General features: G+C 62.4%; 12 protein-coding genes. 4 read left to right on the top strand and 8 right to left on the bottom strand.

The window, feature by feature from the left end:
- Positions 1 to 9: 9 nt before the first annotated feature.
- Entirely contained in the window at positions 10 to 1194 is a 1185-nt protein-coding gene (locus tag H097_RS16175; RefSeq protein WP_032860989.1) for a sugar transporter, read from the top strand.
- 54 nt (positions 1195 to 1248) lie between these two features.
- Here the strand turns inward: H097_RS16175 and tal are convergent, their stop codons facing one another.
- The 7 genes from tal to H097_RS16140 all read right to left on the bottom strand — a co-directional run bounded on the left by tal (position 1249) and on the right by H097_RS16140 (position 8427).
- Positions 1249 to 2172 carry a transaldolase gene (tal, locus tag H097_RS16170; RefSeq protein ID WP_032860988.1) on the bottom strand — a complete coding sequence of 308 codons (924 nt, stop codon included), beginning with the start codon at positions 2170 to 2172 and terminating at the stop codon, positions 1249 to 1251.
- Positions 2173 to 2194: 22 nt separating this feature from the next.
- Positions 2195 to 3148: a sugar-binding transcriptional regulator gene (locus H097_RS16165; protein ID WP_032860987.1), complete on the bottom strand. Its 954-nt coding sequence runs from the start codon at positions 3146 to 3148 to the stop codon at positions 2195 to 2197.
- A 72-nt stretch (positions 3149 to 3220) separates the two neighbouring features.
- Positions 3221 to 4021 (bottom strand): glucose 1-dehydrogenase, encoded by an 801-nt coding sequence (locus H097_RS16160; protein ID WP_032860986.1) that lies wholly within the window; start codon positions 4019 to 4021, stop codon positions 3221 to 3223.
- 31 nt (positions 4022 to 4052) lie between these two features.
- On the bottom strand, positions 4053 to 4817 hold the full coding sequence (locus H097_RS16155) for an SDR family oxidoreductase (RefSeq protein ID WP_032860985.1): 765 nt from the start codon (positions 4815 to 4817) through the stop codon (positions 4053 to 4055).
- A 92-nt stretch (positions 4818 to 4909) separates the two neighbouring features.
- Entirely contained in the window at positions 4910 to 6424 is a 1515-nt protein-coding gene (locus H097_RS16150) for a sugar ABC transporter ATP-binding protein (protein ID WP_032860984.1), read from the bottom strand.
- Positions 6425 to 6439: 15 nt separating this feature from the next.
- Positions 6440 to 7372, bottom strand: coding sequence for a sugar ABC transporter substrate-binding protein (locus H097_RS16145; RefSeq protein ID WP_032860982.1), 933 nt, complete (start codon positions 7370 to 7372; stop codon positions 6440 to 6442).
- Positions 7373 to 7422: 50 nt separating this feature from the next.
- Positions 7423 to 8427, bottom strand: a complete 1005-nt coding sequence (locus H097_RS16140) for an ABC transporter permease (protein WP_032860980.1) — start codon at positions 8425 to 8427, stop codon at positions 7423 to 7425.
- Between the two features lie 362 nt (positions 8428 to 8789).
- On the opposite strand from H097_RS16140, the gene H097_RS16135 reads away from it, so the two are divergent.
- Genes H097_RS16135 through H097_RS16125 form a run of 3 tightly spaced genes read left to right on the top strand, consistent with a single transcriptional unit; the run spans position 8790 to position 12029 of the window.
- Positions 8790 to 9626, top strand: a complete 837-nt coding sequence (locus H097_RS16135; RefSeq protein WP_032860978.1) for a transketolase — start codon at positions 8790 to 8792, stop codon at positions 9624 to 9626.
- Positions 9616 to 10548, top strand: a complete 933-nt coding sequence (locus H097_RS16130; RefSeq protein WP_032860976.1) for a transketolase C-terminal domain-containing protein — start codon at positions 9616 to 9618, stop codon at positions 10546 to 10548. The genes H097_RS16135 and H097_RS16130 overlap by 11 nt, the downstream gene beginning before the upstream one ends.
- Positions 10549 to 10553: 5 nt before the next feature.
- Positions 10554 to 12029, top strand: coding sequence for an FGGY-family carbohydrate kinase (locus H097_RS16125; RefSeq protein WP_032860975.1), 1476 nt, complete (start codon positions 10554 to 10556; stop codon positions 12027 to 12029).
- Positions 12030 to 12164: 135 nt separating this feature from the next.
- On the opposite strand, the gene H097_RS16120 is transcribed toward H097_RS16125, so the two are convergent.
- A complete protein-coding gene (locus H097_RS16120; RefSeq protein ID WP_032860973.1) occupies positions 12165 to 14609 on the bottom strand; it encodes a TonB-dependent receptor in 2445 nt (814 codons plus the stop codon).
- Positions 14610 to 14659: the final 50 nt, after the last annotated feature.

Raw genomic sequence — 14659 nt, 5'->3', positions numbered from 1 at the left:
GACCCGTCGATGAGCACTTGCGCCGCAACACCTCAAGCCAACTGGCAACCGGTCATCGCCCTGGCGTTGGCCGCCTTTGTATTCAACACCACGGAATTTGTCCCGGTCGGCCTGCTCAGCGCCATCGGCGCGAGCTTCGACATGCCCATCGCCAAGGTCGGCCTGATGCTCACGATTTATGCGTGGGTGGTGTCATTGACGTCGCTGCCGGTGATGTTGCTGACCCGTAACGTTGAGCGGCGCAAGCTGCTGATCGTGTTGTTCGGCATGTTTATCGCCAGCCATATCCTTTCCAGCGTGGCCACCAGCTTTGGCTTGTTGATGGTCAGCCGTATCGGCATTGCCTTGTCCCATGCGCTGTTCTGGTCGATCACCGCCTCCCTGGCAGTGCGCCTGGCGCCGCCGGGCAAGCAGGTGCAGGCGCTGGGCTTGTTGGCCACAGGCACCTCGTTGGCGATGGTCCTGGGGATTCCCTTGGGCCGCCTGCTGGGTGAAGCCATGGGCTGGCGCACCACATTCATTGTGATCGCCGGCTTTGCCGCCGCCCTGGTGTTCTGGCTGGCGCGCACCTTGCCGCTGTTGCCGAGCCAGAACTCCGGCTCGCTGCGCAGCCTGCCGATGCTGTTCAAGCGCCCGGCGCTGGTGGCGTTGTATATCTTGACCGCAATGGTGGTCACTGCCCAATTCACTGCCTACAGCTACATCGAGCCTTTTGTCGAAGGCGTCGCTGGCCTGGGAGGCAATGCGGTGACCCTGGTGCTGCTGGTGTTTGGCGGGGCGGGGATCATTGGCTCGTTGCTGTTCAGTGTGCTGCACCGTTTCAATCCCTACCGTTTTCTGCTGGTGGCCGTATCGGTGCTGGCGCTGTGCCTGGGGCTGCTCTTGCCACTGAGCGGCGATGTCTCGTACCTGGTGGTGTTGAGCGTGTTCTGGGGCATGGCGATCATGGCCTTTGGCTTGGCCTTGCAATCGAAGGTCCTGGTGCTGGCGCCGGATGCCACGGATGTGGCGATGGCGATGTTCTCCGGGATCTACAACATCGGCATTGGGGGCGGGGCGTTGCTGGGTAGTTGGGTTGGCGGGCACTTCGGCTTTGCCTGGATTGGCGCAGCGGGGGGCTTGCTGGCGGTGGCGGCGTTGGGGCTGTATTGCCTGTCGATTTATCGGTTTGGGCAGGGTGGATCAAGCGAATAAGGCAAACGACGTTTGCGGTATGAGCCGGCAAGCCGGCTCATACCCGGGAGACGTTTATAGCCCTGCCAACACGGCCTCCAGCTTCTCCTGATCCCGCGCAAACTGGCGAATGCCCTCGGCCAGTTTTTCGGTCGCCATCGCATCTTCATTGGACGCCCAGCGAAATTGCGCTTCGCTTAGGTGCTGACGCGGCTCACCGGCTACGCCCGGCTGCAATTTGCGCTGCAGCGGCCCCTGGTCGGCATCCAGTTGTTGCAGCAGGTCGGGGCTGATGGTCAGGCGGTCGCAGCCGGCCAGTTGTTCGATCTGGCTCAGGGTACGGAAGCTGGCGCCCATGACCACGGTCTGGATGTCGTTGGCCTTGTAGTAGTTGTAGATGCGCGTCACCGACTGCACGCCTGGGTCCTCAGCGCCGGTGTAGTCCAGGCCGGTGCTCTTGCGGTACCAATCGTAAATGCGACCCACGAACGGCGAAATCAAAAACACCCCGGCGTCAGCACAGGCCTGGGCCTGGGCGAAGGAGAACAGCAGGGTCAGGTTGGTCTGGATCCCGGCTTTTTCCAGGCGCTCGGCAGTGCGGATACCTTCCCAGGTCGAGGCCAGCTTGATCAGCACCCGGTCACGCCCCACGCCAGCCTGGTCGTAGAGAGCGATCAATTGGTTGGCCTTGGCCCACAGCGCCTCTTCATCGAAGGACAGGCGCGCATCGACTTCGGTGGAGATACGCCCCGGAATCACCTTGAGAATGCCGCAGCCCACCGACACCGCGAACTGGTCGCACGCCAGGCCCACATCACCCTTGGCCTGGGCGACGGCGCTGCGCAGCAGGTCGGCGTAGTCCGGGATGGCGGCGGCCTTGAGCAGCAGCGACGGGTTGGTGGTGGCGTCCACCGGGCGTAGGCGGGAGATGGCGTCAAGGTCGCCGGTGTCGCAGACCACGGTCGTGAATTGCTTGAGTTGTTCGAGTTTCGAGGTCATGGGCGGGCAATCTCCTTAAAGGTTAGGTGTTGAGGGCCTGGGCGGTTTCCAGGTCGGTGACCAGTACGTCCAGATAGCCGCCCTTGAGCGCGCCACGAATCGCCTGGACCTTGTTCAGCCCGCCTGCCAGGCCCAGCACGCGTTGGATCGCGCGCAACTTGGGCAGGGCGACGGACACGACGAATTCTTCATCCTCTTCCAGTACCGGGCGGCCTTCGGCGTCGAAGTAACGCAGGCAGATATCGCCCACTGCGCCACGCTCGGCCAGCAGGCGCAGCATGTCTTCGGTGTAGTAGTTGCCGCTGTTGCGCAGCAGTTGCGAGGGTTCCAGGTCACCGATGCCGACAATCGCCAGGGTGATGCTGTCGAAGCGGTTGAGGACTTCCTTGACCTCTTCCATCTCGATGATGCGCTGCTTGCTCTCCACCGATTGCTCGATGCTTTGCGAGGGCAGCAGGAACGCCGGGCAGTTGAGCAGGGTGGCCAGGCGCTGGGTCAGCAGGGTGGCCTCGAACGCGCCTTTGTTGCCGACGCCGCCGAGCAGTTGCACCACTTCCTCGGCGCCTTGCTTGCCGGGCTGCACATGCAGATGGCCAACCATGGCACGGATGGTGCTGCTCCACGATGAGATGCCGATATGGTCCTGGGGCGACAGGCTGGTTTCCAGGTAGTGTGCGGCGGCCGAGCCGATGGCTTGCTTGATGCTCTCATCGTTGCCCGGTTCCGTGGCTTCGACCACGATTACCCGGCGCACGCCATAGCGGCGCTGCAACTGGCTTTCCAGCTCCAGGTGCAGGCCTTGCAGGCGCATTACGCTGATTTTTACCACGCCTTCCTGCAGCGCCCGGCGCAGGGCGCGGCTGATAAAGGACTGGGACAAGTCGAGCTGTTCGGAAATCTCGGATTGCTTGAGCCCTTCCTCGTAATAGAGGCTGGCGATCTTGGTGATCAGGCGCTGTTCTTCGATCTGGCTCATGAAGGCCTCAGGTTCCTTATCGTGAGGGGCACAACAACAATGCCGGTGAGGATACCAAACCGGCGCCGCTCGTTACGACATGATCAGCCCACCGTCGATATTGATTGCCTGGCCGGTCAGGTAAGCGGCGTCATCCGAGGCCAGGAAGGCCACCAGGCCGGCGACGTCCGAAGGCTTGCCGGCGCGGCGCAACGGGATGTTCTTGACCCATTCGGCCATCAACTCGCCCTTGGCGTAGCGCTTTTCGTCGGTGCTGAGGATTTCGCCCCACACGCGGTCGTTGTAGTCCCACATCTCGCTTTCGATGATGCCAGGGCAGAACGCGTTGACCGTAATGTTGTGCCGCGCCAGTTCCAGCGCCAGGCTTTGGGTGATGCCGATCACCCCCATTTTGCTCGCGGCGTAGTGCGGGGTGTAGATAAAACCCTGGCGGCCCTGGCCGGAAGAGGTGTTGATCAACCGCCCGCTGCCTTGCTTGACCATGTACTTGGCCGCTTCCCGGCAACCCAGCCAGACCCCGGTGGTGTTGACTTGCAGCACCTTGTCGAAATCGTTGCGGGGCATTTTGTCGTAGTGGTCGATGGTGATGATGCCGGCGTTCTGCACTGACACGTCGATGCTGCCAAAGCGTGCATGGGCATCGTGATAGAGCTTTTCGATATCGCTTTCGCAGGTGACATCGATGGCCATTGCCAGGGCCTCGACCGTGTATTCGCGGGCCAGTTGCTCGGCGGTGAAGGTCACGCGCTCCAGGTCATTGGAGGCCAGCACCAGGTTGGCGCCTTCCTGGGCAAAGCGCTCGGCAATGCCGGCGCCGATGCCACGGCAGGCGCCGGTGATCACGATGGTTTTACCGCTGAATCGTTGCGACATGTCACGGGCTCCACGGTTGTTTTTCAAAGGCTTACCAGCAGACAAAACCGCCATCGACCAACAGGTCGACACCGGTGCAGAAAGACGATGCCTGGCTGACCAGGAAAATCGCCGGGCCGACCATTTCTTCCACGCTGGCCATGCGGCCCATGGGGGTGGTCTGTTCGAAAATCTTCACCTGGTCGGCGACCTCAGGGCGCGAATTCATCGGCGTGGCGGTGTAGCCGGGGCTGATGCAGTTGACCCGCAGGCCCTTGTCGGCCCATTCCATCGCCAGGCTTTTGCTCAGGTGAATCACCCCGGCCTTGGAGGTGTTGTAGTGGGCTTGCAGCAGGCCGCGGTTGACGATGCTGCCGGACATCGAGGCGATATTGACGATGGCACCCTTGCCTCGTGGCAGCATCACGGCGGCCTGGGCCTGGCAACTGAGGAAGATCCCCGTGAGGTTGATATCCAGGGTGGTTTTCCAGCGTTCCAGCTCCAGGTCTTCGGCCGCCTGGGCATTGGCAATGCCGGCACAGTTGACGGCCACACTCAACTCGCCGAGGGCTTTCTCGGTGCGGGCGACAGCGGCGTCCAGCTCATCACGGCGGGTGACCGTGCCAGCCAGGGCCAGGCCGCGACGGCCAAGGGCCTCGATGCGTTCGATGGTGCTGCGCATACCGGGGCTGCCGGGCAGGTCGAAACAGGCCACATCGGCACCGGCTTCAGCCAGGCCGACCGCGATGGCCTGGCCGATGCCACTGCCGGCACCGGTGACGAAGGCAACTTGGCCTTTGAGACTGAACAGTTGCATGGGGGGGACTCCGAGTCAGTGTGTATTTGTGAGAACAATGGAGATCAAAATGTGGGAGCTGGCAAGCCAGCTCCTACAAGGGGCAGCGTTGTTCAGGCGGTGGCCATCTCCATCACCGAGACGGGGGTTGCTTCACCACGCGCCAATATCCCCATCTGCCGCCCGCGGCTCATCACCATCACTCGATGGGACAAGCCCAGCACTTCATCCAGGTCGGAACTGACCACAATCACCGCCATGCCCTTGGCCGCCAGGTCCGCGATGACTTCATAGATCGCCGCCCGCGCGCCGACGTCGATGCCACGGGTCGGCTCATCGAGAATGAACACCTTGGGGTTGCGCGCCAGCCATTTGGCGATGATCACTTTCTGCTGGTTGCCGCCCGACAGGCTGGAAATCCGCTGCTGCGGCGCACCTTTGACGCCGAGGCGCGCTACTGCCGTCTGGGCAAATTCGCGCAGGCGACTGGGGATGACCCAACCGCTTTTATCCAGCAGGTCGGTATTGCCATACACCAGGTTGTCCTCGATGCGATGCTCGACCACCACCCCTTGCTGCTTGCGATCTTCGGGTACCAATACCACGCCGGCCTGGATCGCTTCGCAGGGGGTGCGCAGGCGGCGAACCTGGCCGTCCAGTTGCAAGTGGCCCTGGATATCTTCGGCGGCGCCGGCGATAGCGCGCACCAGCTCGGTACGCCCGGCGCCAACCACCCCGGCGATCCCGAACACCTCACCGGCCCGCACGCTGAAATCAATACCGTGCAAGGCGAACTCGCGGCAACTGAGGTCCTTGACCTGCAACATCACGTGTTCCTTTGGCGCATGCAGGGTCGGGAAGATCCGCTCCAGGCTGCGCCCGACCATTTGCTCGACCAGCTCGCGCACCGGCACCTGGGCGCTGGCGTGCAAGGCAATCTGCCGGCCATCGCGCAGCACCAGGATGCGGTCGGCGATGCGTGCGATTTCTTCCAGGCGATGGCTGATGTAAATGAACGAAACGCCTTCGGCCTTGAGCCGTTCGACCTGCTGGAACAGCAACTCGGTTTCCTCACCGCCTAGGGCCGCCGTTGGTTCATCGAGGATCAGCAGCCGCGCCTTGAGGGTCAGGGCCTTGGCGATCTCCACCAGTTGCTGGGCGGCGACGCTCAAGCCTTCGACCTTGCGGGATGCCGGGACATTCAGGCCCAGGCGTTGCAACTGAATCTGCGCCTGGGCTTCGATGTATTCACGGTCCACCCGACCAAAACGCATGGGCAGGCGGCCGACAAAGATATTCTCGGCAATCGACAGTTGCGCCAGCAGGCGGATTTCCTGGTGGATCAGGCCGATGCCAACCCCCAGCGCCGCGCCGGGGGAGGCGGGCGCATAGGGCTGGCCCTGCCAGGTCATCGAGCCGCCAGCATCGGGTTGCACCACACCGGCAATGATCGACGACAAGGTGGACTTGCCGGCGCCGTTCTCGCCCAGCAAGGCCAGCACTTCGCCGGGACGGATATCGACATTGATCTGCGACAGCACCTGCACCGGACCGTAGGCCTTGCCGATATCGCGCAGGCACAGTACGGCGTCCGGTTGGGGATGACGGTTATCCAGTGCGGCTTGCATGGCGAACTCCAGGGCTCAAGGGTGTTGTTGCAGGAAAGGCGCGACGTTGTCCTTGGTGGTCAACACGGTTTCCAGCAGTTGCTCCTTGGGCACCGCCTTGCCGGCCTTGAGGTCGATCGCCGAGGCCACGGCCAGGCGTCCCATTTTTTGCGTCTGTTGGGTCATGGTTGCGTTGAGTACACCGTTTTGCACGGCCTTGAGACCGGCGACATCGCCGTCAAACCCCACCACGACCACCTTATGGTCGAGATTGCCGACTTTTACCGCCTGCGCGGCGCCCAGTGCCATGGCATCGGCCCGCCCGAAGAATACGGTGATGTTCGGGTCGCGCTGGAGCAGGTCCTGGGCCACGGCGAAGCCTTTGTCCTGGGCCCATTCGGCCGGCTGTTCGGCGACCACTGTGAGTTCGGGGAACGCTTTGAGACCTTCGGCAAAACCCTTGGCCCGATCGTTTTCCGGGGTCGTACCCAACTGGCCCTGGAGGATCGCAATGCGGCCCTTGCCCTCGGTGACTTTGCCCACGTACTCGGCGAGCGCCTTGGCCCCGGCCACGCTGTCGCTGGCAATAAAGGTATCGCCCGGTGCGTCAGGTGCATTGCGGTCCACGGCGATCACCGGGATACCCGCAGCCTTGGCGGCTTTGACCGGCACACCGGCAGCCGTGGCACCGGCGGGGATGTAGATGAGCACGTCGATCTGGCGGGTGATCAGGTCTTCAATCTGGCTGACCTGGGTCGAGGAGTTGCCCTGGGCATCGACGGTGATCACCTTGATCCCCTTGGCCTTGCCCTCGGCTTCCACCGATTGTTTGATCTGGTTGAAGAAGTCGGCTTGCAGATTGGCCACGGCCAGGCCGATGGTCAGGTCCTTGGCCCAGGTGGTGCCGACGCTGCCCAGTGTCGCGGCGGCAAAGGCAGTGGCAAGCAGCAGTTTCTTGGTGATGAACATGTCGGTGACTCCTGGTTTTATTGTTGGAGGGTGTCAACTGGCGGACAGGTTTAACGGGCGGTACTGGAACGGCGGCGCAGGGTGTCGATGGTCACGGCCAGCGCAATCACCACACCAATCACCACTTGTTGAATGAACGGGGAAACCCCCAGCAGGTTGAGGCCGTTGCGCAGCACGCCGATGATCAGCACACCCACCAGGGTGCCACCGACACTGCCGACGCCGCCGCTGAGGCTGGCTCCGCCAATCACCACGGCGGCGATGGCGTCCAGTTCCAGGGTCAGGCCGGCGCTGGGTTGCGAGGAGTCGAGGCGGGCGGCCATGGTCACGGCGGCGATCCCGGCCAAGGCGCCGCTGACGGCGTACACCCACAAGGTAATCGCCCGCACCTTGATCCCCGACAGGCGCGCGACTTCCGGGCTGCCGCCAATCGCATAGAGGTTACGGCCCCCGGCGCGAAAGCGCAGGAACACCCAGGCCACTACCAGCATCACCAGGAACAACCCGACGGTGGCCGAGAGGAAGCCGAAATGGCGCACGGTCGCCAGGTTGGTAAACCATTCCGGGTAGCCGACGATCTGCCGCCCTTGCGTGAGGATGTTGGCCAGCCCGCGAGCCACCGACATCATGGTCAGCGTGGCAATGAATGGCGGTAGCTTGGCGTAGGTGATCAATGCGCCGGACACCAGCCCGGCGAGCATGCCCGTGGCAATCGAGATCGGGATGGCAAAGCCCAGCGGCACGGCCTGATCCTGATACAACCAGCCGAGCATCATCATCGAGAACGCCAGTACCGAACCCACCGAGAGGTCGATACCGCCGATGACGATCACGGCGGTCATGCCAATGGCGAGGATGCCCAACACCGTAACCTGATCAAGAATGTTCAGGCCATTGCGCAAGGAGAAGAAGAATTCGGAACTGAAGGAGAAAACCAGCACCAGCAAGGCCAGGCCAATCAGCGGGCCGCCGATATTACTGGGCAGTAGTTTGACCAGCCGAGGGCGGCGGGTGGGCTTGAGGTCAGCCTGATGGACCGAGGCTTTGGCGTCCACGTGGTTCTCCTGATTTATTTTTTTTGGAGGTCGTCATGGCTATCTGAATATATATGCATGCCTGACTGTTAATTCAGATTCCGGTGCCACGGGGGTAAAGTCAAGCGCTTTAATTTTCTTCGAGGGCTTGTACAACCTGCCAAGACCTCCCTGTAAGCCTTGAACCAGAGCGATTGCAGCGGGGTTTTCACCGTCTGTCCGAGGGTTTTTTTAGCGATTTATTTGATTTTCAGCCAGTCGGCCCCTTGACCCGACGCGTGAACGGCGCCTAAATAGAAATATATTGTCATGGCTGAATAAATATTCAAAAGGCAGCCTTGGACACTTTCACCTCGCGTGGTCAGCCCCACAGGAGCCGCTGCATGAATGCCTTCCAGTACGACGCCCTGCAAATAAAGGAACAGGCTCGCCTGATCCGGCGCAATATCATCCGCCTGAACGCCGACTCGCCAGCGGGCGGCCATACCGGTGCCGATCTCTCGGAAACCGACATCCTTGCCACCTTGTACTTTCGCATCCTCAACGCAGGCCCGGAGCGTACTGAAGATCCCGAGCGCGATATCTACATCCAGAGCAAAGGCCACGGCGTCGGTGGCTTGTATTGCTGCCTGGCCCAGGCTGGCTACATTCCAGAGCAATGGCTGGGGACCTATCAGCATTTCAACTCCCACCTGCCGGGCCACCCTGTGCGCCAGAAAACCCCAGGCATCGAACTCAATACCGGCGCCCTCGGCCATGGCTTGCCCGTGGCTGTGGGCCTGGCGCTGGCGGCGAAAATGTCCGGCAGCCCAAAGCGCATCTATGTGCTGACCGGCGACGGTGAGCTGGCCGAAGGTTCGAACTGGGAAGCGGCGATGGCGGCGGCCAAGTATGGCCTCGACAACCTGTTTGTGATCGTCGACAAGAACAAGCTGCAACTGGCCGGGCTGACCGCCGAGATCATGCCGCTGGACCCGCTGGACGTGAAATGGGCCGCCTTCGGCTTTAGCGTCAGCGAGTGCGACGGTAACGACGTGGCGCAACTGATCGACTCCCTGGAACGCATGCAAACCCGCCATGGCGCGCCGCAGGTGCTGATCGCCCACACCATCAAGGGCAAGGGCGTGTCGTTTATCGAAGCCCGTCCCGAATGGCACCACCGCGTGCCCAAGGGTGATGAAATCAACGCAGCACTGGAGGAGTTGAGTCATGGCGAGTGAACATTTGGCGAGCGTCATGGTTGAGGCTTTCATGGCGGCGGTGGATGCCGGCCTCGATGTAGTCCCTGTGGTCAGCGACTCGACCTCCACGGCGAAGATCGGCCCCTTCATGCAGCGTTTTCCCGAGCGCGTGATCAATGTCGGGATTGCCGAGCAGTCGCTGGTCAGCGTCGCTGCCGGGCTGGCGCTGGGAGGTAAGATTGCGGCCACCTGCAATGCGGCGCCATTTCTGATCTCGCGGGCCAATGAGCAGATCAAGGTGGATGTCTGCTACAACCAGGCCAATGTAAAGATGTTCGGCCTCAATGCCGGCACCAGCTACGGCCCGCTGGCCAGCACCCATCACAGCCTGGACGATATTTCGGTGATGCGCGGCTTTGGCAATGTGCAGATATTTGCTCCGGCCGACGCCATCGAGTGCCGGCAAATTGTTGATTACGCTCTGCGTTACCAGGGCCCGGTGTATATCCGTCTGGACGGCAAGGCGCTGCCCGATGTGCATGGTGCGCAATACCGTTTTGTACCGGGGCAGGTCGATGTGTTGCGCCAGGGCGCGGACCTGAGCATTGTCGCCTTGGGGTCAGTGGTGCATGAGGCGGTGGACGCGGCGGCACGTTTGGCCGAGCAGGGGATTGAGGCCCAGGTGATCAACCTGTCCTCGATCCGGCCGTTGCAGCGCGATGTCTTGCTCAATGTGCTCAGTGGCACGCGTGGGGTGATCAGCGTGGAAGAACACAATATCAACGGCGGCGTCGGCAGCCTGGTGGCCGAAGTGCTGGCCGAGGCCGGGCTGGGCGTGCCATTGATTCGCCTGGGCATTGGGGATGGTGAGTACGCCGCCGCCGGCGCCCGCGAACCGACACGCGCCTTGCATTGCATCGACGCGGCTGGGATTGTGGCGGCTGCCACTCGGTTGCGGTGATGCCCATGAACGAAACGACTCCACTGATCCTGGCGATTGACGAGGGCACCAGCAATGCCAAGGCGGTGCTGGTCAACGAGCTGGGGCAGGTGATTGCCCGGGGCTCGCGGCCCTTGAGCCTGAGCCATCCCCAGGACGGTTTTTCCGAGCAGGACCCGCAACAGATCTGGGAGAGTACCCTGGCGGCGATTGATCAATGCCTGGCCCAGGTTGACCGGCCGATCACCGCCATGGCTATCAGTAACCAGCGCGAATCGGTGGTGGCCTGGGATCGCAATAGTGGTGAGTTACTGTCGCCGTGCATCAGTTGGCAATGCCGGCGTTCGACGCCGTTGTGCGCGCAGTTGCACGCCCAGGGGCATGAAGCGAGCATCCTGGAGAAGACCGGGCTGGCGCTGGACCCGATGTTTTCTGCGGGGAAAATGCGCTGGATTCTCGACCACCTGGAAAATGGCCATGCCCGTGCGGCGACTGGCGAAATCTGCCTGGGTACCGTCGACAGTTGGCTGTTGTACAAGCTCAGTGGCGGCCAGGTATTTGCCACCGACTACTCCAATGCTGCACGCACCCAACTGTTCAACCTGCACACCTGCCGTTGGGACGAAGAGCTGCTGGCCTTGTTTGCCATCCCGCTGGCGGCACTGCCGACGATCCAGGCCAGCGCCGGTTTTTTTGCCCAGACGGTAGCCTTTGGTCGACTGCCGGCGGGTATCCCGGTGATGTCGATGATTGGCGACTCCCACGCCGCACTCTACGGGCAGGGCGGTTTTGTGCCGGGGCTGGTCAAGGCCACCCTGGGCACCGGTTCTTCGTTAATGACCCCCATGAGCGGGCCGCTGGCCTCGACCCACGGCTTGTCCACCACCCTGGCCTGGCACGACGGCGTGGCAGCGACTTACGCGATGGAGGGCAATATCGTCCACACTGGCGCGGCCGTGCAGTGGGCCTCGCGGCTGGTGGCGGGGGAGTCCCTGGACCAGTTGACCGAACAGGCGGCGCAACTGCCGGATAACGGTGGTGTGTACTTTGTCCCGGCGTTATCGGGGCTGGGCGCACCGCATTGGCAAGCTGACGCGCGAGGGTTGATCTGCGGGCTGACGGAGGCGACGTGCGGGGCGCATATCCTGCGGGCGGCGCTGGAGTCCATCGGTTATCAGATCCGCGATGTATTTGATGCCATGGCGCAAGACATCGGCAGCCCACTGAAGGAGTTGTGGGTCGACGGTGGCGTCACGCGCAATCGCTGGCTGATGCAGTTCCTTGCCAACCTGTTGCAATGCCCGGTGGTGCGCAGCCTGTCACCGGAAGTCTCGGCTCTGGGCGCAGCTCATCTGGCGGGCAAGGCGCTGGGAGTATGGGCCGACGACCAGGCACTGGCGCAATTGGAGCGCCAGCGCGAGCGGTTTGAGCCGGACAACGGAGCATCGATGGAGGCGCACTACAGCGCCTGGAAAAAGGCGCTGCAACGCACGCTGTCTTGACCCAGCGCAATCGCAACCAGCTCCCACACTTGATCCATGTCGCGGCCAAAATCCCGGACCTGCCACCAATCCCTGTGGGAGCTGTCGAACTTCAGCGAGGCTGCGATGACGGCGGCACAGGCGCTAGAGAGCGTGTCAGAACTGCGGGGTGTATTTGACGCTGAACATCACATTGCGCGGGTCACCGTAGAAGTTGTTGCCATTCAACTGGTTGTACCCGGATGCGTAGTAGGTCTTGTCGAACAGGTTGTTGGCATTGACTGCCAACCCCACTTCTGGGGTCATCTGGTAAGCCAGTCGGGCATTCCAGACCGTGTAGCCCGCCACGTCATAGGTGTATTCATACCCCAGGGTATGGCTCTGGGTGGTGAAGCCCAATCCGGCGCTGACCTTGCTCCAGTCGCCGCTGAACTGGTAGTCGCTCCACACCCGCAACATATGCTTGGGCGTCCACTGGCTGAACACCCGGCCTTTGTTGTCGCGATCCTCAAGGTATTTGGTGGTGTTGTAGGTATAGCCGGCAAACAGTTGCAGGCCGCTCAGCACTTCACCGCTGATCTCGGCTTCAAGGCCCTGGCTGCGGACCTTGCCAGAACCCGTTGCGCAGTAAGTGCCGCCGCAGATTTCGCCCAGGGAATAATCGGTGATCGCACGGTTTTCCTGGTCATAGCGGAACAACGCCAGCGACGTATTGACCCGCCCGTCCAGCAATTCGCCCTTGAGGCCGACTTCGTAGTTGCTGCCAATCACCGGCTTGACCACCGCGCCACTGAGGTCGCGTTGGGTCTGTGGCTCGAACACATCGGTATAGCTGGCGTACACCGCCCACTCGCGGCTCAGGTCGTAGACGATCCCGGCGTAGGGCGTGACTTCGCCGGTTTCGTTAGTGGTACTGGGCTTGTTGACGGTGGTGGCGTGGGTCACCGCCGTGATGCCCGAGGAGGTGTAGCTGTAGTCATACCAACTGACACGGGCGCCGAGCACCAGGGTCAACGGATCGATCGGCTTGACGCGCCAGCTGCCATACAGGCCTTTCTGGCGGATGTCGTACTTGCTCGGCGTCGCCCGGCCGCCGGGCGTATTCATCAGGCTTTCGTAGGTGACTTCGGGGCGATGGTTATTGATGTCGAAGATGTTGTCGGCGCTGTCGTTGAACGTCCGCGCAATGATGTCGTTGGTGGTGTACTTGGAGTAGTTGCCGCCCAGGGTAATTTCCTGCGCCATGGACAGCGCCTCGAAACGCCCGGTGAGGTGGGTGTCCAGGCCGATCTTGGTGCCGTCGAAATCGGTGTACCAGTCGGCGTATGACACGCCGCTGCCGTCGGCTTCAATGCCTTCGTTGTTGGTCTGCACGCGCTGGTGGGTCGAGGTGTTTTCTTCCTTCATGCGCACCGCGCCGACCTTGAACTTCCAGTCGTCGTTGAAGCGGTGCTCCAGGTCGGCATACAGGGTGGTGACGTCGATCTGCGAGTGGTTCCAGCGTGAGCCGGTGAAGGTCGAACGTGACAGGTCGATCGACTTGCCGCTGGCATAGCGTGGCAGGCCGCGCAGCATGGGCCGCGACTCGGCGTTGGTGCGGCTGACGGCCAGGCCCAGGGTGGTGTCTTCCTGCAGGTCGAAGTCCAGGGCGCCGTACAACGAGTGGGTCTTGCTCCATTCGTAGTCGATGAATGAATCGCTCTGGTCTTCATCCGCCACCATCCGCCCACGGACCGTGCCGCTCTGGTTCAGCGGGCCGCCGGCGTCCAGTTGCAGGCCGTAGTGGTCCCAACTGCCGGCCTTGGCGGTGAGGGCGACGGTGGGTGCCGCTTGCCCGCGCTTGCGCACCAGGTTGATCGCGCCACCGGGGCTGCCGGTGCCCTGCAGCAGGCCGGAGGCGCCGCGCAGCACTTCCAGGCGGTCGAAGAAAATCAGGTCCTGGGTCGCCCAGTTGCCCAGGGCATAGGTATTGCGCGGGATCGGCACGCCGTCGTATTGCCAGTCGTCGATCTGGAAGCCTCGGGAGGTGATGATCATGCCTTTGCCCACCCCTTGCACGCCCACCAGGCCGGTGGTCTGGTTGACGGCGTCCTTGAGGTCGACCAGGCCCTGGTCATCCATTTGTTTGCGGGTCATCACCGTGATCGACTGGGGGATTTCCTTGAGGGTGTGGGTGCCCTTGCCGATAGTCACGGCCCGTGCGGCGTAGGAGCCGGAGTCTTCAGTGATAGTGGGGTCGATGCTGTGGGCGGCAATGGACGTCACGCCCAGTTGCAGCGCGGCGCCGCTGTCGGCGGCAGGCTCGACGCTGAAATTACCTTGCCCGGTCACCCGCAACTGCAAGCCGCTGCCCGCCAGCGCACGGTCCATGGCCTGTTCGGCCGGCATCTGGCCACTCACCGCCTGGGCCTGTTTGCCCTGCACCAACACCGGGTCCAGGGACACAATCCGCCCGCTCTGGCTGGCAATGGCGTTCAGCGTTTGGGCCAGCGGGCCGGCCGGCAGATTGAAAGACAGGCTTTGGGCCTGTACCAGGGCAGGGCTCGCCAGGGTTGCCAGGGCAACGGCGACAGAAAGGGCATGGGGCCAAGGGTTGAGCACAGCATTCTCCTGAAGGTGTGGACGTGTCAGGAGATAGGTGGGCCGAGAAA

The organism is Pseudomonas sp. FH4, from assembly GCF_000510915.2.
In the GTDB taxonomy this organism is placed as follows: domain Bacteria; phylum Pseudomonadota; class Gammaproteobacteria; order Pseudomonadales; family Pseudomonadaceae; genus Aquipseudomonas; species Aquipseudomonas brenneri.
The sequence above is the reverse complement of the archived record's forward strand: the minus strand, read 5'-3'. Positions and strand labels throughout refer to the sequence as shown.